Origin of the sequence: Janibacter melonis, from assembly GCF_020567375.1 — a bacterium.
Lineage (GTDB): Bacteria > Actinomycetota > Actinomycetes > Actinomycetales > Dermatophilaceae > Marihabitans > Marihabitans melonis.
Genome location: NZ_JAJBZM010000001.1, coordinates 383187 through 408372, shown reverse-complemented (window position 1 = coordinate 408372; position 25186 = coordinate 383187). Strand labels below are relative to the sequence as shown.

At 74.2% G+C, this 25186-nt stretch carries 21 protein-coding genes; 9 read left to right on the top strand and 12 right to left on the bottom strand.

The annotated features are described in order from the left end of the window. Positions 1-15: 15 nt before the first annotated feature. Both LIV55_RS01940 and LIV55_RS01935 read right to left on the bottom strand, forming a co-directional pair. On the bottom strand, positions 16-2133 hold the full coding sequence (locus LIV55_RS01940) for a 3-hydroxyacyl-CoA dehydrogenase NAD-binding domain-containing protein (protein ID WP_229299018.1): 2118 nt from the start codon (positions 2131-2133) through the stop codon (positions 16-18). A 3-nt stretch (positions 2134-2136) separates the two neighbouring features. Next, positions 2137-3360, bottom strand: coding sequence for a thiolase family protein (locus tag LIV55_RS01935; RefSeq protein WP_229299017.1), 1224 nt, complete (start codon positions 3358-3360; stop codon positions 2137-2139). Between the two features lie 266 nt (positions 3361-3626). On the opposite strand from LIV55_RS01935, the gene LIV55_RS01930 reads away from it, so the two are divergent. After that, on the top strand, positions 3627-4517 hold the full coding sequence (locus tag LIV55_RS01930) for an alpha/beta fold hydrolase (RefSeq protein ID WP_229299016.1): 891 nt from the start codon (positions 3627-3629) through the stop codon (positions 4515-4517). Positions 4518-4750: 233 nt separating this feature from the next. On the opposite strand, the gene LIV55_RS01925 is transcribed toward LIV55_RS01930, so the two are convergent. The 3 genes from LIV55_RS01925 to LIV55_RS01915 all read right to left on the bottom strand — a co-directional run bounded on the left by LIV55_RS01925 (position 4751) and on the right by LIV55_RS01915 (position 8179). Then, entirely contained in the window at positions 4751-6022 is a 1272-nt protein-coding gene (locus LIV55_RS01925) for a ribonuclease D (protein WP_191563802.1), read from the bottom strand. Next, positions 6019-6600 carry a DUF3000 domain-containing protein gene (locus LIV55_RS01920; RefSeq protein ID WP_068275439.1) on the bottom strand — a complete coding sequence of 194 codons (582 nt, stop codon included), beginning with the start codon at positions 6598-6600 and terminating at the stop codon, positions 6019-6021. The genes LIV55_RS01925 and LIV55_RS01920 overlap by 4 nt, the downstream gene beginning before the upstream one ends. A 112-nt stretch (positions 6601-6712) precedes the next feature. After that, positions 6713-8179 (bottom strand): hypothetical protein, encoded by a 1467-nt coding sequence (locus LIV55_RS01915; RefSeq protein ID WP_229299015.1) that lies wholly within the window; start codon positions 8177-8179, stop codon positions 6713-6715. Between the two features lie 102 nt (positions 8180-8281). Here LIV55_RS01915 and LIV55_RS17080 point away from each other — a divergent pair, with 102 nt between their 5' ends. Both LIV55_RS17080 and hemE read left to right on the top strand, forming a co-directional pair. After that, on the top strand, positions 8282-9118 hold the full coding sequence (locus LIV55_RS17080) for an EamA family transporter (RefSeq protein ID WP_229299014.1): 837 nt from the start codon (positions 8282-8284) through the stop codon (positions 9116-9118). 122 nt (positions 9119-9240) lie between these two features. Then, entirely contained in the window at positions 9241-10305 is a 1065-nt protein-coding gene (hemE, locus tag LIV55_RS01905; protein WP_191563827.1) for a uroporphyrinogen decarboxylase, read from the top strand. Here the strand turns inward: hemE and LIV55_RS01900 are convergent. Beyond that, positions 10253-11248 (bottom strand): DUF4349 domain-containing protein, encoded by a 996-nt coding sequence (locus LIV55_RS01900; protein WP_229299013.1) that lies wholly within the window; start codon positions 11246-11248, stop codon positions 10253-10255. The two genes, hemE and LIV55_RS01900, sit on opposite strands and share 53 nt — an antisense overlap. Before the next feature lie 128 nt (positions 11249-11376). Between LIV55_RS01900 and hemG the strand changes: the two genes are divergently transcribed. From hemG to LIV55_RS01885, 3 genes are all read left to right on the top strand, one after another. Continuing rightward, positions 11377-12828, top strand: coding sequence for a protoporphyrinogen oxidase (gene hemG / locus LIV55_RS01895; protein ID WP_229299012.1), 1452 nt, complete (start codon positions 11377-11379; stop codon positions 12826-12828). After that, the gene (gene hemQ / locus LIV55_RS01890) at positions 12825-13541 is read left to right on the top strand and encodes a hydrogen peroxide-dependent heme synthase (RefSeq protein WP_191563807.1); all 717 of its coding nucleotides are present in this window, start codon (positions 12825-12827) and stop codon (positions 13539-13541) included. The genes hemG and hemQ overlap by 4 nt, the downstream gene beginning before the upstream one ends. Before the next feature lie 197 nt (positions 13542-13738). After that, positions 13739-14650, top strand: coding sequence for a type IV toxin-antitoxin system AbiEi family antitoxin domain-containing protein (locus LIV55_RS01885; RefSeq protein ID WP_123091880.1), 912 nt, complete (start codon positions 13739-13741; stop codon positions 14648-14650). A gap of 106 nt (positions 14651-14756) precedes the next feature. On the opposite strand, the gene msrB is transcribed toward LIV55_RS01885, so the two are convergent. Next, a complete protein-coding gene (gene msrB / locus LIV55_RS01880; RefSeq protein ID WP_372430348.1) occupies positions 14757-15182 on the bottom strand; it encodes a peptide-methionine (R)-S-oxide reductase MsrB in 426 nt (141 codons plus the stop codon). Positions 15183-15285: 103 nt separating this feature from the next. Continuing rightward, the gene (locus LIV55_RS01875) at positions 15286-17739 is read right to left on the bottom strand and encodes a DUF8508 domain-containing protein (RefSeq protein WP_229299011.1); all 2454 of its coding nucleotides are present in this window, start codon (positions 17737-17739) and stop codon (positions 15286-15288) included. 163 nt (positions 17740-17902) lie between these two features. Between LIV55_RS01875 and LIV55_RS01870 the strand changes: the two genes are divergently transcribed. Then, the gene (locus tag LIV55_RS01870) at positions 17903-18985 is read left to right on the top strand and encodes a DNA polymerase domain-containing protein (protein WP_068275462.1); all 1083 of its coding nucleotides are present in this window, start codon (positions 17903-17905) and stop codon (positions 18983-18985) included. Between the two features lie 13 nt (positions 18986-18998). Here LIV55_RS01870 and LIV55_RS01865 read toward each other — a convergent pair whose 3' ends face one another. Next, positions 18999-19277 carry a hypothetical protein gene (locus tag LIV55_RS01865; protein WP_191563811.1) on the bottom strand — a complete coding sequence of 93 codons (279 nt, stop codon included), beginning with the start codon at positions 19275-19277 and terminating at the stop codon, positions 18999-19001. A 29-nt stretch (positions 19278-19306) separates the two neighbouring features. Beyond that, entirely contained in the window at positions 19307-20374 is a 1068-nt protein-coding gene (locus LIV55_RS01860; protein ID WP_308012862.1) for an ATP-dependent DNA ligase, read from the bottom strand. 30 nt (positions 20375-20404) lie between these two features. Between LIV55_RS01860 and LIV55_RS01855 the strand changes: the two genes are divergently transcribed. After that, a complete protein-coding gene (locus LIV55_RS01855; protein ID WP_123091875.1) occupies positions 20405-21571 on the top strand; it encodes an alpha/beta hydrolase family protein in 1167 nt (388 codons plus the stop codon). A gap of 70 nt (positions 21572-21641) precedes the next feature. Here LIV55_RS01855 and LIV55_RS01850 read toward each other — a convergent pair whose 3' ends face one another. Next, positions 21642-22316 carry a dihydrofolate reductase family protein gene (locus LIV55_RS01850; protein WP_229299010.1) on the bottom strand — a complete coding sequence of 225 codons (675 nt, stop codon included), beginning with the start codon at positions 22314-22316 and terminating at the stop codon, positions 21642-21644. A gap of 51 nt (positions 22317-22367) precedes the next feature. Between LIV55_RS01850 and LIV55_RS01845 the strand changes: the two genes are divergently transcribed. Beyond that, the gene (locus tag LIV55_RS01845) at positions 22368-23363 is read left to right on the top strand and encodes a polyphosphate kinase 2 family protein (protein WP_201467111.1); all 996 of its coding nucleotides are present in this window, start codon (positions 22368-22370) and stop codon (positions 23361-23363) included. A gap of 32 nt (positions 23364-23395) precedes the next feature. Here the strand turns inward: LIV55_RS01845 and LIV55_RS01840 are convergent, their stop codons facing one another. Next, positions 23396-25054 (bottom strand): acyl-CoA dehydrogenase family protein, encoded by a 1659-nt coding sequence (locus LIV55_RS01840; protein ID WP_229299009.1) that lies wholly within the window; start codon positions 25052-25054, stop codon positions 23396-23398. Positions 25055-25186: the final 132 nt, after the last annotated feature.

Below are 25186 nucleotides of genomic sequence, written 5' to 3'. Positions count from 1 at the left end.
CGCCGTAGCGCGGGGTCAGGCCGGGACGGAGGCGACGCCCGGCGGCAGGAAGCGCTGCCCGGTGACGCGCTCGGACACGCCCTCGCGGTCGAGCAGCGGGGTGATCCCGCCGTTCCAGAACTGGAAGCCGGCGCCGGTGATCATCGCGAGGTCGATGTCCATCGGGGCCTGCGCGACGCCCTCGTCGAGCATGAGGCGCACCTCCTCGGCGATGACCCCGAGGACGCGCTCGCGGACCTGCTCGACGGTGAGCTCGACGGGCTGCTCCGGCGCGACCTGGGCGGCGAGCAGCTCCGGGTCGGCGACGGGCTTGCCGTCCTGCCACAGGTAGTAGCCCGGCTTCTTCATCTCGACCATGGTCTGCAGGTTCGGCGAGACGTAGAAGCGGTCACCGAGGGCCCGGTGCAGCGTCTCGCTGTTGTGCAGCGCGATCGGCGGGCCGACGAGACCGAGCAGGACGAAGGGGGGCATCGGCGCGAGCCCGGCGACGCCGCGCTCGGCGACCTCGACCGGGGTGCCCTCGTCGACGACCCGGCTGAACTCGCCCATGAATCGGCCCAGCAGGCGGTTGGTGATGAAGGACGGGCTGTCCCCCACGAGGATGCACGTCTTCTTCAGGCCCTTGCCGGCGGAGAAGGCCGTCGCCAGGGTCGCGTCGTCGGTGCGCTCGCCGGGGATGATCTCCAGCAGCGGCATGACGGCGACGGGGTTGAAGAAGTGGAAGCCGACGACCCGCTCGGGGTGCTCGAGGTCGGCGGCCATCTCGGTGATCGACAGCGACGAGGTGTTCGAGGCGAGCACGCACTCGGGGCGCACGACGGCCTCGACCTCGGCCCACACCTGCTTCTTGACCGAGATCTCCTCGAAGACCGCCTCGATGACGAGGTCGGCGTCGGCGAAGCCGTCCTTGCTCGTCGAGCCGGTGACGAGGCCGCGCAGCTGGTTGGCCTTGTCCTGGCTGATCTTGCCCTTGGCCAGCGACTTCTCGATCTCGGCGTGGACGTAGCCGACACCCTTGTCGACGCGGTCCTGGTCGAGGTCGGTCATGACGACCGGCACCTTGAGCGAGCGGATGACGAGCATCGCGAGCTGGCTGGCCATGAGGCCCGCGCCGACGATGCCGACCTTGCCCACGGGACGGGCCAGGGCCTTGTCCGGGGCGCCGGCGGGACGCTTCGCGCGCTTCTGCACGAGGTCGAAGGCGTAGAGCCCGGCGCGCAGCTCGTCGCCCATGACGAGGTCGGAGAGGGCCTCGTCCTCGGCGGCGAAGGCCTCGTCGCGACCGGCCGTGCGGGCCGCCTGGACGAGGTCGATGGCGCGGTACGGCGCCGGAGAGGTGCGCGAGGTCTTCGCGTCGGCGAGAGCCCGGGCGGCGTCGCAGGCCGCGGCCCACACCCCTTCGTCGTCGCTCACCGGGGCGCGCTCGACGGTGGTCTCGCCGCGCAGGACCGAGGCGGCCCAGCGGATCGAGTCCTCGAGGAAGTCGACGGGGGCGAAGATCGTGTCGGCCATGCCGAGCTTCGCGGCCTGCGGGCCGGAGAGCATGCGGTTCTGGCTGAGGGGGTTCTCGACGACGACCTTCAGGGCCGCCTCGGGGCCGACGAGGCGCGGCAGCAGGTAGCAGCCGCCCCACCCGGGCACGAGACCGAGGAAGACCTCGGGCAGGGCGATCGCGGGGACGCCCGCGGAGATCGTGCGGTAGTCGCACGCGAGCGCGATCTCGACGCCGCCGCCCAGCGCGGCGCCGTTGACGAACGCGAAGGTGGGCACCGGCAGGTCCATGACCGCGGCGAAGGCGGCGTGGCCGGCCCGGGCGATCTCGCGCGCCTCGTCACGGGAGGTGACGTGCGGGACCCCGGAGAGGTCGGCGCCGACGGCGAAGACGAAGGGCTTGCCGGTGATGCCGACGGCCTGGATCTCGCCGGCCTCGGCGCGGCGCCGCGCCTCGGCGACGGTCTGCGAGAGCTCGGCGAGGCCGGTCGGGCCGAAGGTGCTCGGCCGGGTGTGGTCGAGGCCGTTGTCGAGAGTGATGAGGGCCATCGTCCCGGCGCCGCCGGGGAGGGTGACGTCCTGGGCGGGGGCGTGGGTGACGACCTCGTCGTGCGCGGTCGTCGGGGCTGCGGTGGTCGTCATGGCTCAGGCCTCGCTCGTCGTGTCGGAGCCGTAGTCGGCGTGGTGGGGGTTCTCCCAGATGACGGCGCCACCCATGCCGATGCCGATGCACATCGCGGTCATGCCGTAGCGCACGCTCGGGTCCTCCTCGAACTGGCGCGCGAGCTGGGTCATGAGACGCACGCCGGAGCTCGCGAGGGGGTGCCCGGTGGCGATGGCGCCGCCGTAGCGGTTGACGCGCTCGTCGTCGTCGGCGATGCCGAAGTGCTCGAGGAAGGCGAGCACCTGCACGGCGAAGGCCTCGTTGAGCTCGAAGAGACCGATGTCCTCGATGCCCAGGCCGGCCTTGGCCAGGGCCTTCTCGGCTGCGGGGACCGGGCCGTAGCCCATGACCTCCGGCTCGACGCCGACGAAGGCGAAGTCGACGAGACGCATGCGCACCGGCAGGCCGAGCTCGGCGGCGGCCTGCTCGGAGGCGATGAGGCACGCGGTCGCGCCGTCGTTGAGACCGGCGGCGTTGCCGGCGGTGACGTTGCCATGGGGGCGGAAGGGGGTCTTCAGCCCGGCGAGGTCCTCGAGCGTGGTCTGCGGGCGGGGCGGCTCGTCGGTCGTCGCGAGCCCCCAGCCCTTCTCGGCGTGCCGGGTCGCGACCTCGACGAGGTCGGGCTGGATCTTGCCGTCCTCGTAGGCCTGCGCGAGCTTGCGCTGGCTGCCCAGGGCGTAGGCGTCGCTGCGCTCCTTGGTCAGGCTCGGGTAGCGGTCGTGGAGGTTCTCGGCCGTCTTGCCCATGACGAGGGCGCTGGGGTCGACGAGCTTCTCAGCGACGACGCGGGGGTTGGGGTCGACCCCTTCGCCCATGGGGTGACGCCCCATGTGCTCGACGCCACCGGCGACGGCGACGTCGATCGCGCCGAAGGAGATGGCGCCGGCGACGTTGGTCACCGCCGTCATCGCGCCCGCGCACATGCGGTCGACGCTGTAGCCGGGGGTGGTCTTCGGCAGCCCGGACAGCAGGGCGGCCATCCGGCCGAGGGTCAGGCCCTGGTCGCCGATCTGGGTGGTCGCGGCGATGGCGACCTCCTCGACGCGCTCCGGCGGCAGGTCGGGGTTGCGACGCAGGAGCTCACGGATGCACTTGATGACCAGGTCGTCGGCACGGGTCTGGGCGTACATGCCCTTCTCACCGGCCTTGCCGAAGGGCGTACGCACGCCATCGACGAAGACGACCTCACGCGGGGTGCGGGGCACGGCGGCCTTCACTTTCGCTCGGGGGTCCCCACCGGGATGGCGGGGTGACGTCAGGCTACTAAGCGAGCGCTCACCGCACGAGGGGTGGTGGGGTGAGTTGTCCCACCCCGCCCCGCCGAGACCCCCGGCTACCACCCCGTCGGTGGGGCGATCACCACCAGGACGGCGGGGTAGGTGGGGGTCTGGGCGGGTGGGTGGACAGGGATGGGGGACGACGGGGGAGCGCGGGGACCGCCGGGGCGAAGGGGGTGCGGCAGGGTGGGCGGATGAGCGGCGCCGAGATGTTCGAGGGCTTCGCCGACGAGCGGGTCGACGTCGGCGAGGTCGTCCTGCGGGTGCGTCACCGGCTCACCGACCCCGCTCGCACACCGGTGCTCCTCGTCCACGGGCACCCGCGCACCGGCGCGACGTGGCACCAGGTGGCCCGCCGGCTCGTCGAGCGCGGGCACGACGTCGTCGTCCCCGACATGCGCGGCTACGGCGCGTCGACCTCGCCGGACCCGCTGCCTGACCACCGGCAGCAGTCCAAGCGCGCCGTCGCGGGCGACCTCGTGCGGCTGCTCGACGTCCTCGACGTGCCTCGCGTCGTGCTCGCCGGGCACGACCGCGGCTGCTACGTCGCGCTGCGGCTGGCCCTCGACCACCCCGACCGCGTCGCCGCCCTCGGGGTGCTCGACGGGGTGCCGATCAGCGAGGCGCTGGCGCGGTGCGACGCACGCTTCGCCGCGGCGTGGCCGCACTGGTTCTTCTTCGCGATGCCCGACAAGCCCGAGCGCGCGATCCTCGCCGACCCGCTCGCCTGGTACGCGCCGTCCTCGCAGGACATGGGCGCCGTGGCGCTCGCCGAGCTCGAGGAGGCGCTCGTGCGTCCGCAGGTCGTCCGGGCGATGCTCGAGGACTACCGCGCGGGGCTGGGCGTCGACCGCGCGGACGAGGAGGCCGACCGGGCCGCGGGGAGGCGGCTGCGCATGCCGACGACCTTCGCCCGCAGCCGCGACGACGACCTCGCCGAGCTGTACGGCGAGCCGGTGCGGATCTGGCAGGACTGGGCCGACGACGTCGTCGAGGTCGTCGTCGGGTCGGGCCACCACATGGCCGAGGAGGCTCCCGGCGAGGTCACCGACCTGCTCGCGGACCTGGCCGCCCGCGCCCGCTGACGCGCCCCGTCGCGCCCGCTGACGCGCCCCGTCGCGCCGGCTGGCGGTGTCCCCTTCGCCGCCGGATGGCGGTACCCCGTCGCCGCGGGGTGACGGTGCCCCCTTCGCCGCCGGGTGACGGTGCTCCCTTCGACGCGCGCTTCGACGCAGTACTGGTCGCGACCACGACCACTACTGCGTCGTAGCGCGCGTCAGAGCGGGAGCGAAGGGGGACGAGCGGCGGCCGAGCGGGGTCAGCCCGTGTGCTCCTCGAAGGCTGCCGCCAGCATCGGGGCGACCACCTCTCGCTGCCAGGGCCGCACGCCGTGCGCGGCGAGCGCCGCCTCGAAGCCGGCGGCGTCGGTCTGCTCCGGGGGCGTCCACACGACGCGACGCAGCGGGTCGGGCGCGCAGACGTTCTCGACCGGGATCGTGTGCGCCTCGGCGAAGGCCGTGAGCATCTCGCGGGTCGTCGTGAGCCGGGCCGCGGCGACGGGGTTGCGGTCGGGCCAGCTGCGCTGCGGCGGCGGGGCGTCGGTGCGCACGGACACCGGGGGCAGCTCGGAGTCGGGGAGCGCCGCGGCCCGCTCGACCGCGGCGAGCCAGTGCCGGCCGTAGCGCGGCACGCTGCGCGGCGAGGTCGGCAGGTCGGCCGCGGTCGTCGGGGACTCCATGGCGATGGCGACGAGCGCCGCGTCCGGGACGACGCGGCCGGGGGAGATGTCGCGCTCCTGGGCGATGGCGTCGCGGGCGTACCAGAGCTCGCGCACGGTCGCGAGGACGCGCGGCTTGCGGATCTTGTGCATCCCCGAGGTGCGCCTCCACGGGTCGTCCTTGACGGCCGGCTGCCAGGTGAGCAGCGCCTCGAACTCCTGGCGCGCCCACTCGGCCTTGCCCTGCACGGCGAGGTCGATGCCCATGAGGTTGCGCACCTCGCCGAGCACCTCGACGTCGAGCGCCGCGTAGCGCAGCCACGGCTCGGGCAGCGGGCGGGTCGACCAGTCGACCGCCGAGTGCTCCTTGGCCAGGCTCAGCCCGAGGTAGTGCTCGACGACGGCGGCCAGGCCGACGCGGGGCAGCCCGAGCAGACGGGCGGCGAGCTCGGTGTCGAAGAGCTGGCGCGGCCGCAGGCCGACCTCGGCGAGGCAGGCGAGGTCCTGGGTCGCGGCGTGCAGCAGCCACTCGCCGCTGCCGATCGCGCGGTCGAGCGGCGAGAGGTCGGGCACGGCCATCGGGTCGAGCAGCCAGGTGCCGGCGTCGTCGCGGCGCACCTGCACGAGGTAGGCGCGCTGGCCGTAGCGGTAGCCCGAGGCCCGCTCGGCGTCGAGGGCCACGGGGCCGCTGCCGCGGGCGATCGCCTCGGCGCACTCGAGCAGACCGCGCTCGGTCGTCACGACGTCGGGCACACCCTCGGCCGGCTCGGACAGCACGGGCAGAGGAGCAGGGGTGGGCTGCTCGGCGGCCTCCTCGAGGTCACGGACCTCGGAGGGACCGCTCTCGTCCGGTCCGCCTCCGGCGGTGCTCATCGGCGCCTCCCCGGCAGGGCGACGACGCCGTCGGGCAGCGGGGGCAGCCCGCCGATCGTGCACAGCAGGTCGACCCACGCCTCGAGGTGCTCCCCGACCTGGGCGTCCTGCGGGCTCCACGACGCGCGGATCTCCATCTCGACGCTCACCGAGCGGTCCTCGAGGTCGCCGTAGGACTCCGAGACGACGCGCGTCACCGTGCCGGCCTCGGCGACGAGCTCGACACCGCGCTCCTCCAGGGCGTCGACGAGCCAGGACCAGCCCACCTCGCCGAGCACCGGGTCGGTCGCGACCTCGGGCTCGAGCTCGGCGCGTGCGTAGGTGACGACCCGCCACGGGCCGCCCCACGGCTCGGGCTCGGAGGGGTCGTGCAGCAGCACGAAGCGTCCGGTGGCGAGCTCGTCCTCGCCGTTCGCGTCGAGCACGTCGCCGGTCATCGCCACGGCGTGCGGGGCGATCCGGGTGGGTGCGGGGACCTCGGTGAGCCGTACCTCGGGCCGCACGCTCGCCGCGTGCAGCGCGCTGAGAGCGTGCTCGAAGTCGTCCGCGCCCTGCGCGGAGGTCGGTCGGGTGGCCACGTCGCGAGGGTAGGTCGACCGGTGACCCCGCGGGAGTTGCCACGCCGGGGGCTCCCCCTTCGCCTGGCATCGCGGGATGACCCTCGTCCTCGGCCTCCCCACGCCGGGCCGATCAGTCCCGGCTGACGACCATGCTGGTCACCCGGTCGGCGTCGTCGTAGCGGACGGTCCACACCCCGCCGTCCACGGGTCGCTGCTCGACCCGCTGAGGATCGGTGCGCGCCGGCGCCAGTCCCTGGCGCAGGGCGCGCAGGTCTGCCCGCGTCGGCTGCGGCGGCAGGCCGTCGACGGCCGCGGCGAGCCGGTGCCCCCCGTGGCGCCCGCCCAGCTCGATCTCGTCGACCTGGTTGGCGCGGAACCCGACGCGCACCCCGGGCAGGGCGCGCACCCGATCGACCAGAGGATGGTCACGGTCGCGGCCGAGGGTGTCGAGGAAGGTCACCAGGTCGCCGCTCACCCGCCACCGGCGGTCGGGGACCGCGTGACCGCCCCGAGCCCGGACCGAGACCGATCTCGGGGCGACCGCGGTCCCGAGGGCTCCGTAGCCGACCACCACGTCACCGACCGGGGACCGGAAGAGGTCCAGGTCCGCGGTGGTCATCACCGGGTGCCCCAGGGCGTCGGCCACCTCGCCCCGGGACGGCGGTCGGGTCAGCCCGGACAGCAGGGCGGGTCGGCCCTCGTCGGGGTGCAGCGCGGGCGTGCGGACCTCGGTCACGCGCCGGTCGTCGAGGAGCACCTCGACCCCACCGGCGAGCTCGATCATGCGTCGCGACCCCAGCAGCGAGTCGGTCCACCGACGACGCGGCTCGCCGAGCAGGGCGATCAACGCCCCGAGCGGCGCGCTGCCCTCGTCCTGACCGAGCGCGTGAAGCATGACCCCTATGGCCCCGACGGGTGCCGTGGGCGGAGCCGGACGGGAGAGCGTCAGGCCGACGAGGCCGCCGGCGTCGTCGTAGCGTGCGGTGAGTCGATCGCCCTCGAGACGATGGACGTCGGGCCCCTCGTCGACCGGGTCGCCGAGGATCGCGGCCACCCGCGCGCTATCGCTGCCGGCGGCCAGACCGACGACCAGCGCTCCCGCTCGCGGATGTGCGGCCCCACCGGTCAGGTCGAGCTCGACCCCGAGGTGCACGCCGTCGCGCTCGACGGCCCGGGCCGTGCCGCCGGCCAGGGCACGCGACCGGGTGACGGCGTCGTCGTCGACCGCCGCGCCCAGCGCGTCGAGATGGCACCAGATCTCTCCGGCGACCCGGGGCGGCACGGTCCGCTCGGCCCACGGCGACCAGCGCTCGGGACGCCACCGACCGCCCGCCGGGCTGAAGAGCAGCCGGTCCGGGCGGTGACCGGACCAGCACTCACCCAGGAAGGGTCGCAGCGCGTCGGGCTCGGCCAGCCCCGTGCGGTACTGCTCGTCGGTCAGCGCGTACAGCGCGTCGGCCGACCCGTGACCGACCTGCTGGTCCACGCCGACCCACGCTCGCCCGCTGGTCACCTCGACCCCGAGGCTCGGCCGGCGTGCGACCTCGACGAACCACCGCTGATCCGGCTTCCGGCTGGGTCCGGTGCGAGTGCTCACCTGCCGATCCTCTCCTGCCGGGCCTGCGTCAGGGAGCCCGCTCCCGTCGCAGGGACCCCGCGGTGCCAGGCCGGGGGCTCCCCCTTCGCCTAGCCTCGCGGGGTGACCCTCGTCCTCGGCCTCCTCGCGGCGGTGGTGTGGGGCAGCTCGGACTTCGTCGCCGGGCTGACGTCGCGGCGCACGCCCGCGGGGGTCGTCCTCGGGTGGAGCTTGGCGGTCGCCGCGGTGCTCACGAGCGTCGCCGTCCTCTCCGCCGGGCCGCTGCCGCCCGGTCGCTGGTGGCTGTGGGGGAGCCTGTCGGGGGTCGTCGGCACCCTCGGCCTGTGCGCGCTGTACGCAGGGCTCGCGGCGGGCCGGATGGGCGTCGTCGCACCGGTCGCCGCGTGCGGCGTCGTCGTCCCCGTCGTCGTCGGGCTGCTCGGCGGTGACCCGGTCGGCGTCCTCGTCGTCATCGGCCTCCTGTGCGCGGTCGTCGGCATCGTCCTCGCGAGCGGTCCTGAGCTGCGGACGGGGGCGAAGGGGGAGCGCGCCGGCCTCCCGGTCCTCCTCGCGCTCCTCGCGGCGCTCGGCCTGGGGGCCTCGCTCGTGCTCGTCGAGCGCGGGTCGCACAGCTCGGTCCTGCACACCCTGTGGTCGCTCAAGGTCGTCGGCGCGCTCGTCGTGCTCCTCGGCGCGCTCGCCGTGCGCCGGGTGGGGGTGCCGCCGCGCGCGACCCTGTCCGGGATCCTGCTCGTCGGTGTCGCCGACCTCGGGGCCAACGTCCTCTACGCGCTCGCCGCGACGCGCGGCCCGCTGTCGGTCGTCAGCGTCCTCGCCTCGCTCTACCCGGTCGCCACGGTGGCGCTCGCGACCCTCGTCCTGCACGAGCGGCTGCGGCCGGTCCAGGCGGCCGGGGTCGTCCTCGCCCTCCTCGGCGTCGTCCTGCTCGCCGCCGGCTGAGCCGCGGGCGAAGGGGGGACGAGGGTTTCGTCACCGGCCCGGCCGTGGGGGAGGATCGGGGCGTGAGCACCGCCGACCCCACCGCCGACGCCCGCGCCGACCGCACCGGTGCCGCACCGGGCCTGCAGCAGCCGCTCGAGGCGGCGACGACCTCGGCGGACAGCGACCTCGTCCGCGCGGCACGGGGGCTGCCCGTGCGCCGCACGCCCGTGTGGTTCATGCGTCAGGCCGGCCGCTCGCTGCCCGAGTACCGCGCGCTGCGCGAGGGCAACGAGATGCTCGCCGCGTGCCGCACGCCCGACCTCGTCACCGAGATCACGATGCAGCCGGTGCGCCGTCACGGCGTCGACGGGGCGATCTTCTTCTCCGACATCGTCGTGCCGGTGCACGCCGTGGGCGTCGACCTCGACATCGTGCCGGGCCGGGGTCCGGTGGTCGCCGAGCCCTTCCGCACCCGCGCCGACCTCGACCGGCTGCCCGAGCTGACGCCCGAGCACGTCCCGGACATCACCGAGTCGGTGCGCCGGCTCGTCGCCGAGCTCGGCCCGGTCCCGCTCATCGGCTTCGCCGGAGCGCCCTTCACCCTCGCCAGCTACCTCGTCGAGGGCGGGCCGAGCAAGAACCACGAGCGCACCAAGGCGCTCATGCACGGCGACCCCCAGCTGTGGCACGACCTGTGCGAGCGGCTCGCGCGGATCGCGGGCGCCTTCCTGCGGGTGCAGGTCGAGGCCGGCGCGAGCGTCGTCCAGCTCTTCGACTCCTGGGCCGGCTTCCTCTCGCGGGCCGACTACGTGACGCACGTGCAGCCCCACTCGGCCGCGGCCCTGGCGATGGTCGCCGACCTCGACGTCCCGACGATCCACTTCGGGGTCGGCACCGGCGAGCTGCTGCGCGACATGGGCGCGGCGGGGGCCGACGTCGTCGGCGTCGACTACCGGACCTCGCTGGCCGACGCGATCGAGCGGCTCGAGGGCCGCCACGCCGTCCAGGGCAACCTCGACCCCGCCCTCCTCTTCGCCCCGTGGGAGCCGCTGGCGGCGGCGGTCGAGCGCATCGTGGCCGAGGGCCACGCCGCGCCGGGCCACATCTTCAACCTCGGCCACGGCGTGCTGCCCACCACCGACCCCGACGTCCTCACCCGTGTCGTCGAGCTGGTCCACCAGCAGCCGGTACGAGCGGCGCGCTGACCCGCCGGCGCCGCCACCACCACACGAGCGGCGCGGTGACGAGCAGCCCGAGCGCGACGAAGGGGGTGAGCGCCCCCAGGACCGTGAGCAGCACGGCCGCCGAGCTGCCGAAGGCGTCCCAGCCGGCCGACAGCCCGGCGACGAAGCCCGTCGCGTCCTCGTCCTCACGCTCCGGCGCGCCCTCCTGCGACAGGCTGACCGTCACCGGCGAGGTGCTCGTGCGCCGCTCGAGGTCCTTGAGCTGGGCCAGGAGCGACTCGAGGTCGGCCTGACGGGTCGACAGGTCGCTCTCGAGCGTGACGAGCTGGTCGATGTCGTCCGTGCTCGCGACGAGCCGCTGGACGCGGGCGATGGAGGCCCGCATGGTCTTGATGCGCGACGAGGTGTCGGTGTAGGTCGAGCTCTCGTCGCTCGTCGAGGTCGTGCGCCGCTCGACGGTCCCGAGCTCGGACAGCGCGTCGAGGGTCGTGTCGAGACGTGAGCTCGGCACGGTGACGACCACCTCGCCCCACGCGTGACCCTCGTCCGAGGAGACCTCCTCCGAGGTCACCGCGCCGTCGACCCGGGCGGCCGCGCTGCGGACCTTCGCCGCGGCCTGGTCGACGTCGGCGACGGTGAGGTCGAGGGTCGCGCTGCGGGCCAGGCGCTGCTGCGAGACGACGGTGCGCTGCTGGGAGCGCGCGCCCGTCGCCCCCTTCGCGCCGGTGGCCGGTCGGCTCGCGTCCTGGTCGTCGGCGACCGAGGAGTCCTCGGCGGCGCCTCCCTCGCCCTGGGCGGTCGCGCCCTCGGACCGGGGGACGCCGGAGTCGGAGGACGACCCGCCGAAGCCGCACCCCGTGAGCGTCACCGCCGCCACCAGCGCCGCGGCGGCCGTCCCGACGGCCGGGCGGCGCCACCCCTTCGTGCTGTCCTCGCGGTGCGTCCTGCTCGCCTGCGTGCTCATCGTCTGCCCCCTGCTCTCGCGGCACCGCCGGGTGCGGCGCCGTCGGGGATGGGACGGCGCCGGCGGGGCGGGGGGTTCCGGCCGGGGCGGTCACGATCGGGTCACGCGTGGGTGGCAGAGTTGGGGGCATGGCTCGAGTCGTCGTCATCGGGGCCGGGATCGCCGGTCTGACCACCGCGGAGTCGCTCGCCGCGCGCGGGCACGACGTGCTCGTCGTCGAGGGTCGCGACCGCGTGGGCGGCGTCGTGGCGCCGGCCGAGGTCGCCGGGGTGCGCCTCGACGTCGGCGCCGAGTCCGTGCGGATCACCGACGACGCGACGGCGGCGCTGGAGCGCGTCGGCCTCGCGCAGCGCCAGGTGCGCCCCGAGCCCGTCCCCGCACAGCTGTGGGACCGCGGCCGGCTCGTGCCGCTGCCCACCCGGACCTACATGGGTGTCCCTGCGGACGCCGCGACGACCGGCGGCGTCCTCACCGAGCAGGAGCAGGAGCGGGCGGCGAAGGGGGGAGCAGCAGCCCTCGGCGAGGGGCCCGACGCCGACGTCTCCGTGGCCGCGGGCATCTCCGCCGAGTACGGCCGCGCCGTCGTCGACCGGCTCGTCGAGCCGCTCCTCGGCGGGGTCTACGCCGGCCGCGTCGACGAGCTCTCGCTCCCCTCGACGATGGGCGGGCTGTGGCAGGCCGCGCGCGAGCACGGCTCGCTCGCCGCCGGCGCCCGCGCGCTCGTTCCTCCTGCCGACCCCGCGGCGGCACCCGCTTCGGGCGCAGGCGGGGCGACCGGCCGGCGCGGACCCGCCCTGCTCGGCGTCGACGGGGGAGTCCACCAGCTGCCGCTCGCGCTCGCGGACCGGGTGCGCGCGCACGGCGGGCAGATCCGTCTCGGCACGATCAGCCGCGGCGTCGAGCGCACCGCGCAGGGCTGGCGCGTCGTCGTCGGCCCGACGACCGCGTCCGAGGCGATCGACGCGGACGCGGTCGTCGTCGCGACCCCCGCACCCGCCGCGACCCGTCTCCTGCGCGACGTCGCCCCCGTCGCCGCCGACGCGCTCGCCGAGGTCGAGACCGCCTCGATGGCCGTCGTGACGATCGCCGTCCCCGCCGGTCGGGACGGCTGGGACGACCTGCCGGGGTCGGGCTTCCTCGTGCCCGCGGTGGACGGGCGGCTCATCAAGGCGAGCACCTTCGTCAGCACGAAGTGGGCGTGGGCGGCGCAGGCGGCGCGCGAGCACGGGCTGCTCCTGCTGCGGGCCTCCGTCGGACGCGCCGGCGACGTCACGAGCCTGCAGCGCGAGGACGCCGAGCTCGTCCGCGGGGCCCTCGCCGACGTCGCGACCGCGCTGGGCCGGCCCGTGCCGCAGGTCGCCGACAGCCACGTGCAGCGCTGGGGCGGGGGGCTGCCGCAGTACACGGTCGGCCACCGCGCCCGTGTCGCCCGCGTCGTCTCCGGGCTCGCCGACCTGCCCGGGCTCGCCGTCACCGGCGCGACCTACGAGGGGGTCGGCATCGCCGCCGTCATCGCCCACGCCCGGGCCACCGCAGACATCACCCACGACCAGCTGAGCCACACCAAGGAGATCGCATGAGCACCCGTCCGTCCCCGTCCAAGCCGTCGCGCGAGCAGCTCGAGGCGATCAACTCCTCGGTGCACTACGCGATGTTCTCCGTCTTCGCCGCGGTGAGCCCGCTCGGCGAGGACCGCGAGGGCGCGGCGGCCGAGGTCGCCGAGCTCTTCGCCGAGCTCGAGGCGGACGGGGTGCGCATCCGCGGCACCTACGACGTCGCCGGTCTGCGCGCCGACGCCGACCTCATGATCTGGTGGCACGCCGACACGATCGAGCAGCTGCAGGGCGCCTACCACCGCTTCTTGCGCACCGCGCTCGGGCAGCACCTCGAGCCCGTGTGGTCGGTCGCCGCGCTGCACCGCCAGGCGGAGTTCAACCGCAGCCACATCCCGGCCTTCATGGCCGGCGAGGACCCCCGTGCCTACCTGTGCGTCTACCCCTTCGTGCGCTCCTACGACTGGTACGTCATGGACGAGACCGAGCGCCGCTCGATGCTCGCCGAGCACGGCGCGATGGCCCGTGACTACCCGGACGTGCGCGCGAACACCATCAGCTCCTTCGCCCTCGGCGACTACGAGTGGGTGCTCGCCTTCGAGGCCGACGAGCTGCACCGGATCGTCGACCTCATGCGCGAGCTGCGCGCCTCCAAGGCCCGCCTCCACGTCCGCGAGGAGATCCCCTTCTACACCGGCCCGCGGGTGGAGATGGCCGACTTCGTCGAGCGTCTGCGCTGACGCCCCACCTGCCCCAAGTTTCTCGGGTCACCCGATAAACCCCGGCTTAGCACGAGTCCCGAACTCCTGCCGAGCCGGGGTTTGTCTTGCTCAGTGCCCTCGACGTGGTTGTCCCCAGGCACCGACCGCTCGGGAACCTCGTCCACAGCCCGGGGTCGACCACGGCGCCGACAGGGCACAGAGCGCGACCGTGACGCATGCATCTCGTCACCCCAGACATCTTCAGCAGCCTGCTCGCGATGCCGGACGGCATCTTCACCCGCCAGGACGCCCTGCGGACGGGCATGAGCGACGAGGTCCTCACCGCCGGGTGCCGCCGCGGTGTCATCGTGAGGATCTGCCGGGGCGCCTACACCCGACCCGGGGAGTGGACGAAGGGGGAGCACCGTCGCCTCCTCGCCCGGGCGGCCCTGCGGGTCTACCCGGACGCCGTCCTCGCGAGCGGCACCGCCGTCGAGGCTCATGGCGTGCCGACCTTCGAGGTGGCGGTGATCCGGACCGACATCTGCCGGCCCATCGCCCGCGAGGCCTTCACCGAGCAGCTGCGCATCCGGCCCCTTCGCCAGGAGCCGGTCGCCACGCCCTGGGGTCCGGCGGTGCCCCTGCCCGACGCGCTCGCCCAGACGGCCGTCGACCACGGGATCCCCGCCGGCGTCGCGTCGATCGACGCCGCTCTCCACGAGCGGAAGGTCTCGATGCACGAGCTCGAGGCCGTCCGAGAGGCCATGGCCGGCACCCCGCGCTCGTCCCGTCTCACGTGTGCCCTCGCGTGGGCCGACGCGGCGGCCGAGTCCCTCGGTGAGAGCGTGACCCGGGTCGCCCTTCGTGGTGCGGGGCTCGAGGTGGAGTCGCAGGTGGACATCGCCGACCAGGACGGGGTCTTCGTCGGGCGGGTCGACCTGCGCATCAAGGGCACCCGGGTGCTGCTGGAGTTCGACGGCAAGGTCAAGTACACGGAGGGCGGCACTGACGCCCTCTTCCGTGAGAAGAAGCGCGAGGACCGGCTCCGCGCCCTCGGTTACGTCGTCGTGCGGCTGACCTGGGCGGACCTCTTCCACACCGATCGCATCATCGCCGCCGTCACGGCAGCCCTCGCCGTCGCCGCGTGACCCGCTGAGCATGACAAACCCCGGCTTCGCACGAGTTTCTTACTGGTGCCAAGCCGGGGTTTATCGGGTCACCCGAGAAACGGGTGACGGGTGGGGCGAAGGGGGATCAGCCCTGGGCGGGGCGCAGGGTCATGGCGATCGAGTTGATGCAGTACCGCTGGTCGGTGGGGGTCTCGTAGCCCTCGCCCTCGAAGACGTGCCCGAGGTGGCTGCCGCAGCTGCCGCAGCGGACCTCGACGCGGGGGCGGCCCGGGAGCGAGTCGTCCTGGATGTACTCGACGCGGTCCTGCGCGAGCGGGGCGAAGAAGGACGGCCAGCCGCAATGGCTCTCGAACTTCTCCGTCGAGGTGAAGAGCTCGGCGCCGCACGCGCGGCAGGCGTACACCCCTTCGGTCGTCGTGTCGGTGTACTCGCCGGTGAAGGGACGCTCCGTGCCGGCCTGACGCAGCACCGAGTACTCGTCGGCGCTGAGCTCGGACCGCCACTGGGCGTCGTCCTTGGACACGGAGTACTGCCGGCCGGTGGGCTCCACGATGGTCTCCTTCGCGGGTCGGGGGTGGATCACATCATGCCAACGCCCTCACGCCCCAGATGTTCCCGGGGCGTGAGGGCGTCGGTGCGAAGGGGGCAGAGCCCTACTTCTTGAGGTCCAGGTGCACGACCTGCGGGTCGTGGTCGCTGTCCTGGTCGGAGAAGGCGGCGTTCGTGTGGACGATGTCGTAGCGGAAGACCGGCTCGCCGTGCTGGTGCTTGCCGGGCCGCCACGGGCCGTTGACCTTCTCCCGCGTCACGAGCGAGGGGCTGAGCAGGATGTGGTCGAGGACCTGGCTGTTGCCGTCGAAGACGTAGGTCCACCGCTCACCGGCGGGCAGGGTGCGCGGCAGGTCGGTCAGCGCCGTCGAGCCGCTGCCCTCGAGCGTGTCGACGAGGATGTCGGCGGTCTGCGAGAACTCGAAGTCGTTGACGTCGCCGGCGACGACGACCTTGGCCTGGCTGTCGGCCTCGAGCAGGTCGTCGACGAAGGAGCGCACCGCGCGCGCCTGGGCGTGCCGGTCGTCCTCGCTGGAGCGCACCGGCTGCTGCCAGCGCCCGAAGAGCGGGTCGTCGCCGCCCTTGCTGCTCAGGTGCACGGCGATGACGAAGACGCTCTCGCCGCGGTAGCGCAGCTCGGTGACGAGCGGCTTGCGCGAGCTCTCGAAGGCGGGGTTCGTCGGGTCGACGCGGCCCGGCGAGGTCGTGAGGTAGGTCTCGGTCCGCTTGCCCTTGCGCCGCGTCTCGACGAGTGCCTCGTGCTCGGGGTCGCCCGCGTCGCGGGTGATGACGTCGACGTCGCGGTCGGCGCGCACGAGCAGGACGTTGCGGATGTTGCCGCCGGGCTGGCCGCCGTCGGCCTTGTCCTTCGGGTTGACCCAGTGCGCCGTGTACTGCGGTCCGCCCTGGGCGAGGATCGCCGCGGCGAGCTTGTCGGTCGTCGCGGTCGAGTCGACGGTGCCGTCGTCGACCGCGCCGTTGTCGTCTTGGACCTCCTCGACGGCGATGACGTCGGGGGAGCGCAGGTTCGTCACGATCTGCCCCGCGAGCCGGTCGAACTTCTCCTGCGGGTTCGTCGGCGCGAGGTTCTCGACGTTGAAGGACGCGACGCTCAGCTCGCGGTCGCGCTGGACGGGCGCGACCTCGCGCTGCGCCGGGCCGTCGACGACCGTCGGCTGCTCCTGGACGTGGAGCTTGAAGTTGCCGAAGTCGTAGTCGAGGACGCCGGTGACGAGCCCCGGCAGGGTGTCGCCCTGGTCGGCCGCCGGGAGGACGCCGGTGAGGTAGTCGTCGAGGATGACGCGCATCGTGTTGGGCCGGTCGTAGCCGGAGTAGACGACGCCGTCCCACGCGGTGCGGGTGGCCTGGACACCGCTGCCGGGCACGACGGGGAGCTCGCCGAAGGAGTTCGTCGGGCCGACGGCGGTCGCGTCGCGCACCCCGAGGCGCATGCCCTCGAGCGACTCGTAGAAGTCGATGGCGTCGCGCTCGGGCCGGAACTCGGCACCGTCGTACTCGACGTTCTTCGGGTCCGCCGCGTCGACGCTCTGCTGCGGGGCGGTGCGGTCCTCGCCGAGGACGACCGGGGCCGGGACGGGCGCCGTGCCGGTCACGGTCACCCGCGGGCCGACGACCTGCGTCGTCGTGAGGTTGTCCCACCCGCTGGAGCCACCGGGACGGAACTCGTCGACGGCGCCGTCGACGCTCACGGTGTCGCCGACCGTCGCGGTCGGCGCCGTGCGGGTGTAGACGAGGATCGCCTCGGACGTCGCGGGGTCGTCGTCCGGGGTGGTCGACTGCATCCAGAAGCCGTTGCGGCTCACCGCGGTCACGACCCCTTCGACGCCGTTGACCCGCTGCCCGTCGAGCGGGGAGAGGTGCGCGGCGCCCTGGATCTGCGCGATGGTCTCCGGCTCGTCGACGGGCGGCTCCTCGCCCCCTTCGCACGTCGTCACCGGGGTCGTCGAGGACTGCGGCGTCGGTGCCCCGACGACGAAGTCACCCGCGTTGTTGTCCGTGTCGCTGCAGATGTCGCGGCGCGCGACGGACGTCGTGTTGCTCGTCGCCCCGGCCGGCGCGCCCTCGAAGGTCGTCGCCGAGCCCCAGCCGAGGAGGTCGACCTCGCCCCCGCTCGCGTCGCGCAGGACGACGCGGGCGCCGCTCGAGGACATCGGGACCGTGCCGGTCGCGTCGGGGGTGGGCAGCGCGGGGGCGGTCGCGCTCGCGCCGTCGGCCTGCTTGACGAGGTAGCGACCACCCGCGGCGATGCTGCCGCTCAGCGGCGTCGTCTGCGCGGTCGTGCCGCTCGCGGAGTAGTAGGCCAGGCTCCAGCCGCTGAGGTCGACGGCCGCGCCGGAGCGGTTGGCGAGCTCGACGAAGTCGCTGCGGAAGGGGGCGCCGGAGTTGCCGCCGCCGCCGTAGGCCTCGGAGATGACGACCGTCGTGGAGACGGCGGTGGCGTTCGGCGCGGTGACGGCGAGAGCGGCGGTGACGAGCGGGACGGCGGTGAGCGCCGCGAGCGCGCGACGGCGTCGGGGCGAGGTGTGGCGAGTGGGCACGGGGGTTGCTCCTGAGCTGGAGAGAGGGGGCGAGAGAGACGGTAGGCACCCCTGGGTGACGCCACGCCGCGTCCGGGGTAAACCTCTGGCCAAGACCAGGTCAGGACTTCGTCAGGGGGCGAAGGGGGACCGCGCTGTCCCCTCTCGCCACTACCGTGAGCGCATGGCCAAGACCCCCGCGGGCAGCGTCACCGCCGGTGAGCGCGAGGTCCGCGTCTCCAGCCCGGACCGGGTGATCTACGAGGCGACCGAGCGCACGCCACAGATCACCAAGCTCGAGGTGTGCCAGTACTTCGCCGACGTCGGCGAGGCGATGATGCGCGCGGTCGGCGAGCGACCGACGGCGATGGAGCGCTGGCCCGACGGGTGGCGCGAGGGCATGCGCCTGGCCGTCGGCCCCCAGGACAAGGGCGCCGACGGCTTCTACCAGAAGCGGTTGCCGCGAGGCGCGCCCGACTACGTCGAGACCGTCGAGATCACCTTCCCCAGCGGACGGACCGCGGCCGAGCTGTGCCCCACCGAGCCCGCCTCGGTCGTGTGGGCCGCGCAGATGGGTGCGCTGACGCTCCACCCGTGGCCGGTGCGCCGGCCCGACGTCGACCACCCCGACGAGCTGCGGATCGACCTCGACCCCCAGCCCGGCACGACCTTCGCCGACGCGCGGCGCGTCGCCGGCGTGGCCCGCGAGCTGCTCGAGGAGCTCGGCATGCGCGGCTACCCCAAGACGAGCGGCAACCGCGGCATCCACGTCTACGTCCGGGTCGAGCCGACGCACTCCTTCGAGGACCTGCGCCACGCGGCGATCGGCTTCGGGCGCGAGCTCGAGCGCCGTGACGACGGCGTGACGACGGCGTGGTGGAAGGAGGAGCGCGGGGAGCGGATCTTCGTCGACTTCAACCAGAACAACCGCGACCGCACGATCGCGAGCGCGTGGAGCCTGCGCGCCCGCCCCGGGGCGCCGGTGAGCACCCCGCTGACGTGGGAGCAGCTCGCCGAGGTCGACGACCCCGCGGGCCTGCACCTGCTGTCCGTCCCCGAGCGGCTCGCCGACGGCGACCCGTGGGCCGACATGGACGGCACGGCCCACCCCCTGGAGCCGCTCCTGCGGCTGTGGGAGGAGCTGCCCGGCGGCGAGCTGAACTTCCCGCCCGACTACCCCAAGATGCCCGGCGAGCCCCCACGCGTGCAGCCCAGCAAGAAGGTGGCGTCGCACTGGGACGAGGACGGCAACCGGGTCGAGGGCTGAGCGCGACGAGGTCTCAGGCGACGAAGCCGTCGAGCTCGGCGACGGTCTCGCCGTGGGCGGTGACGACGACCTTCGTGCTGCCCAGCGCCGACTGGTGCACGGTCGCGACGACCCGCGTGCCCGTCGACAGCGTGCCGACGAGCTCGCGGGTGCCGGCGAGCACCTCCTCCTCGGCGAGCAGCTGATCACCCTCGAAGAGGCGCCAGGTCGCGCGGATCGCGCCGGTGGAGCCGACGACGCGCACCGGACGCCCGTCGACGGTGAGGTTGTGGCTGTCTCGCGTGAGGCTCATGGCCAGACGCTACCGATGAGGACCGCCGATCAGGGCTCGCGCTCGAGGAGCACCTCGCCGAGGTCGTAGGCCGGGGCGCGGTCGATCTGGTCGAGGGTGCATGACTCCGGGTCGCGGTCGGGCCGCCAGCGCACGAGCTGCACGGCGTGCCGGAAGCGCCACCCCTCGAGCTGGTCGAAGGCGACCTCGACGACGAGCTCCGGGCGCAGCGGCACGTACGAGACGTCCTTGCTCGAGGAGAAGCGCGAGCGGTCGGTCTCGGCCCGCACGACCTCGCCCTCCTCGTCGCGGCGCACGTAGGGCTCGAGCTCGTCGACGAGCTCCAGGCGGCGCGCGGTCGTGAAGGCGGCGATCCCCCCGACCCCGATGAGCTGCCCCTCGTGGTGCAGCCCGAGCAGGAGCGAGCCGACGCCCTGCCCCGACTTGTGCACGCGATATCCGATGACGACGGCCTCGGCGGTGCGCTTGTGCTTGACCTTGATCATCGTGCGCTTGCCGGGGGAGTAGGGCGAGGCGAGCGCCTTGGCGACGACGCCGTCGAGCCCGGCCCCCTCGAAGCGGGTGAACCAGTCCGTCGCCTCGTCCGGGTCGCGGGTGACGCGGGTCAGGTGGATCGGCGCCTCGGGAGAGACCTGCGCGAAGAGCCCCTCGAGGCGCGCACGGCGCTCGGCGAAGGGGGAGGACATGAGGTCCTCGTCGCCGACGGCGAGGAGGTCGAAGACGACGACCTCGGCCGGGGTCTCCTGCGAGAGCTTCGTCACGCGCGACGCCGCGGGGTGGATGCGCTGCGAGAGCGCCTCCCACTGCAGCCGCTGGGCTCCCGGCTCGCCGGAGCGCACGACGATCTCGCCGTCGAGGACGACCCGCTCGGGCAGGTGCTCCAGGCAGGCCGCGACGACCTCGGGGAAGTAGCGGGTGAGCGGCTTCTTGCCGCGGCTCGCGAGCTCGACCTCGTCGCCGTCGCGCAGGACGACGCAGCGGAAGCCGTCCCACTTCGGCTCGTAGGCGTACCCCCCGTCGACCGCGTCGGCGGCGGGCACCGCGGCGGCGGCCTTGGCGAGCATGGGGTCGACGGGGAGCGCGATGGGTTGCCTCACCTGCCCATCATGACCTGAGAGGATCGCCTCGTGAGCCCGAGCACGACCACCCGACGCGCCGCGACGTACGGCGGTGCCGCCGTGGGCGGCGCCCTGGCCGGTGCCGGCTCGGTGTGGCTCGGCGCCGCGGCCTACTTCGCCCGCCGTGTGCTCACCCCCGACCCCTACCGGCCCGACGACGCGCGGATCCGGGTCCTCCACCACGACTCGGTCACCCTCGACGCGACGCCCGAGACGACCGTGCCAGGCCTGTACGGCCTGTGGGTCGACGGCGACGGCGGTCACGTCCGGGTGGGCGAGGTCCTCGAGCACGACCATCGCCTCCAGCGGGTGCGCCGCCGGCTCGTGAGCGTCGACTGGGGCACCGCCCGGCCGGGTCCGGTGCGGGTCAACGGCTACTACTACGCGCGCAACCCCCGCGAGGACCTCGGCCTGCACCACGAGGACGTCGTCGTCGACGGCGAGGTCGGGCCGATGCCGGCGTGGGTGGTGCCCAGCGAGGGAGCCGACCACTCGCGCTGGGCGGTCCTCGTCCACGGGCGCGGGGCCCGGCGCTACGAGACCCTGCGGGCCGTGCCCGCGCTGCACGCCGCCGGTCTCGACGTGCTCGTGCCGAGCTATCGCAACGACACCGAGGCCCCGCTGGGCCCCGACGGGCGCTACAACCTCGGCCTGTCGGAGTGGCGTGACGTCGAGGCCGCGATGCGCCTCGCCGTCGCCCGGGGGGCCCAGGAGATCGTCCTCGTCGGGTGGTCGATGGGCGGGGCGATCGTGCTCCAGGTGCTCGACCGCTCCGAGCTCGCCCCGCTCGTCAGCCGGGCCGTGCTCGACGGACCGGTCGTCGACTGGGCCGACGTCCTCGCCCACCACGCCCGGCTGCACTCGGTGCCCCGGGCCGTCGGCAGCCTCGGACGCAGCCTCATGGGTCAGCGCTGGGCGCGCGGTCTCGTCGGGCTCACCGAGTCCGTCGACGTCACCCGCACCGACTGGGTGCGCCGCGCCGACGAGCTGCACCACCCGCTGCTGCTCATCCACTCCCGTGACGACGAGTTCGTGCCGGTCGGGCCCTCCGAGCGTCTCGCCGCCGCCCGGCCCGACCTCGTGACCTTCGAGCCGTGGTCGCTCGCCCGGCACTGCAAGGAGTGGAACGTCGACCCGCACCGGTGGGACCGGGTCGTCGGCGACTTCGTGCGCTGAGGTCGTCCGGCGCTCGCACCGGCGCCCCACCCCGCGCCCGCACCGGCCCCGGTGCTCTGAGCGCGGTGCGTCAGCGGCGCACGCGCCACAGCCCGACGAGGGTGCCGTCCTGCTCGAGGAGGTGCACCGGATCGAGCGCGACCTCGGCGGCGGGACCGCGCAGGATCCGGGGGTGGTCCTCCGGCGACCCGACGACGAGCGAGGGCGCCCACGACAGGCCGAGCTCGTCGACCAGGCCCGCGGCGACGAGGTCCCCGGCCAGGCTCGGTCCCCCTTCGCACAGGACGTGCGGGCCGAAGGCCGCGCGGCACCGCTGCACGAGGGCCACGAGAGCGACCTCGTCCTGCCCGACGTGCCACACGTGCTCGCCCTCGGGCACTCCCGAGGCCGCCACCGTGGCGAGGACGACGGTGCCGTCGCCCTCGCGGACCGATTCGGGCAGCTCGCCGCGGCGGCTGACGACGACGAGCGGTGTCGAGCGGGACCCGTACTCCTCCGCCCGGGCCGTGCCGGCACCGACGAGCACGACGTCGGCCGCCCGGCCCATCGCCCGGTACCCACGGCCGTCGGCCTCGGTGTTGATCGAGCCCGACACCCCGTCGCCGCCCGTCGCGGCGCCGTCGAGGGTGGAGACGAAGCTGAGGCGCAGCAGCTCGCCGTCGTGGGCGTAGAGCGCGTCGACGGCGGCGTCGTCGAGGGTCCCGTCGGGCAGGTCGACGTGCGGGGGAGCGATGAGGGCACGCATGGCGGCATCCTCGCAGCCCCACGGGCCCGGACCGGTGGGCATGATGGGCCGATGGCGAAGGGGTCGAAGAAGACGAGGACGTCGGCGAAGAGCGCGAAGGACGAGCGCTCGAAGGACAAGCGCCCGAAGGGGCCGGGTCGCACGGGCTCAGGTCCGAAGAAGTCAGCTGCCGACGAGCCCGTGCAGACGACGGTGCCGAAGGGGGCGCCCGTGCCCCAGACCTTCGGCGAGGCGCTGCGCGCCGGTCCGACGACACGGGTCGACGAGATCGACACACGTGGCACGCCGGGCTTCGACGGCGACAAGGCCGCGGCTGCCGAGCTCATGCCCGAGCTCGCCGACGTCGTCAGCGAGCTGCAGGAGCGGCTGTACGCCGAGTCCAAGGGCGGCGGTCAGCGCAGCGTCCTGCTCGTCATCCAGGGCATGGACACCTCGGGCAAGGGCGGCATCATGCGCCATGTCGTCGGGGCCATGGACCCGCAGGGTGTCGCGCTCACGAGCTTCAAGGTGCCGAGTGACGAGGAGCGCCGCCACCCCTTCCTGTGGCGGATCCGGCGGGCCCTGCCGCGGCCCGGCGAGATCGGCGTCTTCGACCGCAGCCACTACGAGGACGTCCTCGTCGTGCGCGTCCACGACCTCGTGCCGCGCGCGCAGTGGTCGCGCCGGTACGGCCAGATCGCGACCTTCGAGCGCGGTCTCGTCGAGAGCGGCACGACGGTCGTCAAGGTGATGCTCCACATCAGCAAGGACGAGCAGCGCGCCCGCCTCGCCGAGCGTCTCGCCCGCCCCGACAAGCACTGGAAGTACAACCCCGGAGACATCGACGAGCGCGAGCACTGGGACGAGTACATGGAGGCCTACCAGAGCGTCCTCGAGCGCACCTCGACCGAGAGCGCGCCGTGGTACGTCGTGCCCGCCGACCGCAAGTGGTACGCCCGTCTGGCCGTCATGCAGCTGCTCAAGGAGCACCTCGAGGCGATGGACCCGCGGTGGCCGGCCGCCGACTTCGACGTCGAGGTCGAGCAGGAGCGCCTCGAGCACACCTGAGCGTCAGCGGCGACCAGGCGGGACGCGCACCGTCAGCAGCGTCCGAGCGCGACGGGCGCCGCGAGCGACGCGAGACCGGGGTCGATCGACCCGAGGCCGAGACGGGCTCCTGCGCCCAGGCGTGACTCGACGAAGGCCTCGGCGAGCTCCGGTGGCGCGTACCGCGTCATGAGGCTGCCCTGGAGCACGAGGGCGAGGTCCTCGACGAGGCGCCGGGCGCCGGCCTGGGCCGCGAGCGGGTCGAGCGCGACGGCGGCGCAGGCGGTCTCGACGGCGTCGAGCGCCCGGTCGAGCGTCGACGAGGTGCCCCGCGCGACGGCGGCCTCCTCGAGGAGGGCCTTGAGGCTCGCGGGCTCGCGGCTGATCGCCCGGACGACGTCGAGCGCGTTGACGTTGCCCGAGCCCTCCCAGATCGAGTTGAGGGGGGCCTGGCGGTAGAGACGGGCCAGTCCGTTCTCCTCGACGTAGCCCGCCCCGCCGAGGCACTCCAGCGCCTCGGCGACGAGGGTCGGCGTGCGCTTGCACACCCAGTACTTGCCGACGGCGACGCCGAGGCGGGCCAGCTCGACCTCGCCGGTGTCGACCGCGTGGGCCAGCCGCATGCCGAGCAGGGTGGCCGCCTCCGACTCGAGCGCGAGATCGGTGAGCACCGAGCGCATGAGCGGCTGGTCGACGAGCAGCGCGCCGAAGGCGCGACGGTGCCGGGCGTGGTGCACGGCCCGGGCGAGGGCGGCGCGGGTGGTCGCGGCCGACCCGAGGACGCAGTCGAGACGGGTCGCGGCGACCATGTCGATGATCGTGCGCACCCCTCGCCCCTCCTCGCCGACGAGCGAGCCCCACGTGCCGTCGAGCTCGACCTCGGAGGAGGCGTTCGAGCGGTCGCCCAGCTTGTCCTTGAGGCGCTGGAGGGCGAAGGGGTTGCGCGTCTCGTCGTCGAGGACACGCGGCACGGCGAAGCAGCTCGGCGCGTCCTGCCCGTCGGTGCGGGCGAGGACGAGGAAGAGGTCGCTCATCGGGGCCGAGCAGAACCACTTGTGCCCGGTGAGCCGGTAGGTCCGCCCGGGCAGCGGACCGTCCGGCGCCGGCGTCGCGAGCGTGCGGTTGGCGCGCACGTCGGAGCCGCCCTGCTTCTCCGTCATCCCCATGCCGGCGACGAGCCCCGCCTTGAGCGCCGGCGCCCGCAGACCCGGGTCGTACTCGCGCGACGCGAGACCGGGCTCGTAGCGCGTCGCGAGCTCGGGGGAGTGGCGCAGCGCGGGCACGGCGGCGTGGGTCATCGTCACCGGGCAGATGTGGCCGGCGTCGACCTGCGACCAGGTGACGAAGCCGGCCGCCCGCCGCACATGAGCGCCCGCGCCCCGTCCGGCCGCCCAGGTGCCGGCGGTGAGCCCGGCACCGACGGCGACGCGCATGAGGTCGTGCCAGGCGGGGTCGTAGTCGACCTCGTCGACGCGGTGCCCCCAGCGGTCGTGGGTGCGCAGCCGGGGGGCGTTGCGCTCGGCCCGATCCGCGAGCTCGGCCGCCTCCGCGCTGCCCGCCCGCTCGCCGAGCGCGTGCAGCGCTGCGTGGGCGTCGGCCCGCCCGGTCCCGGGGACCCAGCGCTCGACGGCCGCGGTGAGGGTCGGGTCGCTGCCGTAGACGTCGACCCCGACGAAGGGGGGCGGCTGGTTCGTCACGTCGTGGGTCGGCATGGCGCGAGGATAGGCGGCCGGTCCGGTGGTCTCGAGGCTCGGGCCCAGAGGGCCCGTCGCACCTCGCCCGACGAAGCCCTCGCCGGTCGAGGTGCGAGGGACGGGACCACCGCGACGAGCCGCTCCTCCCGC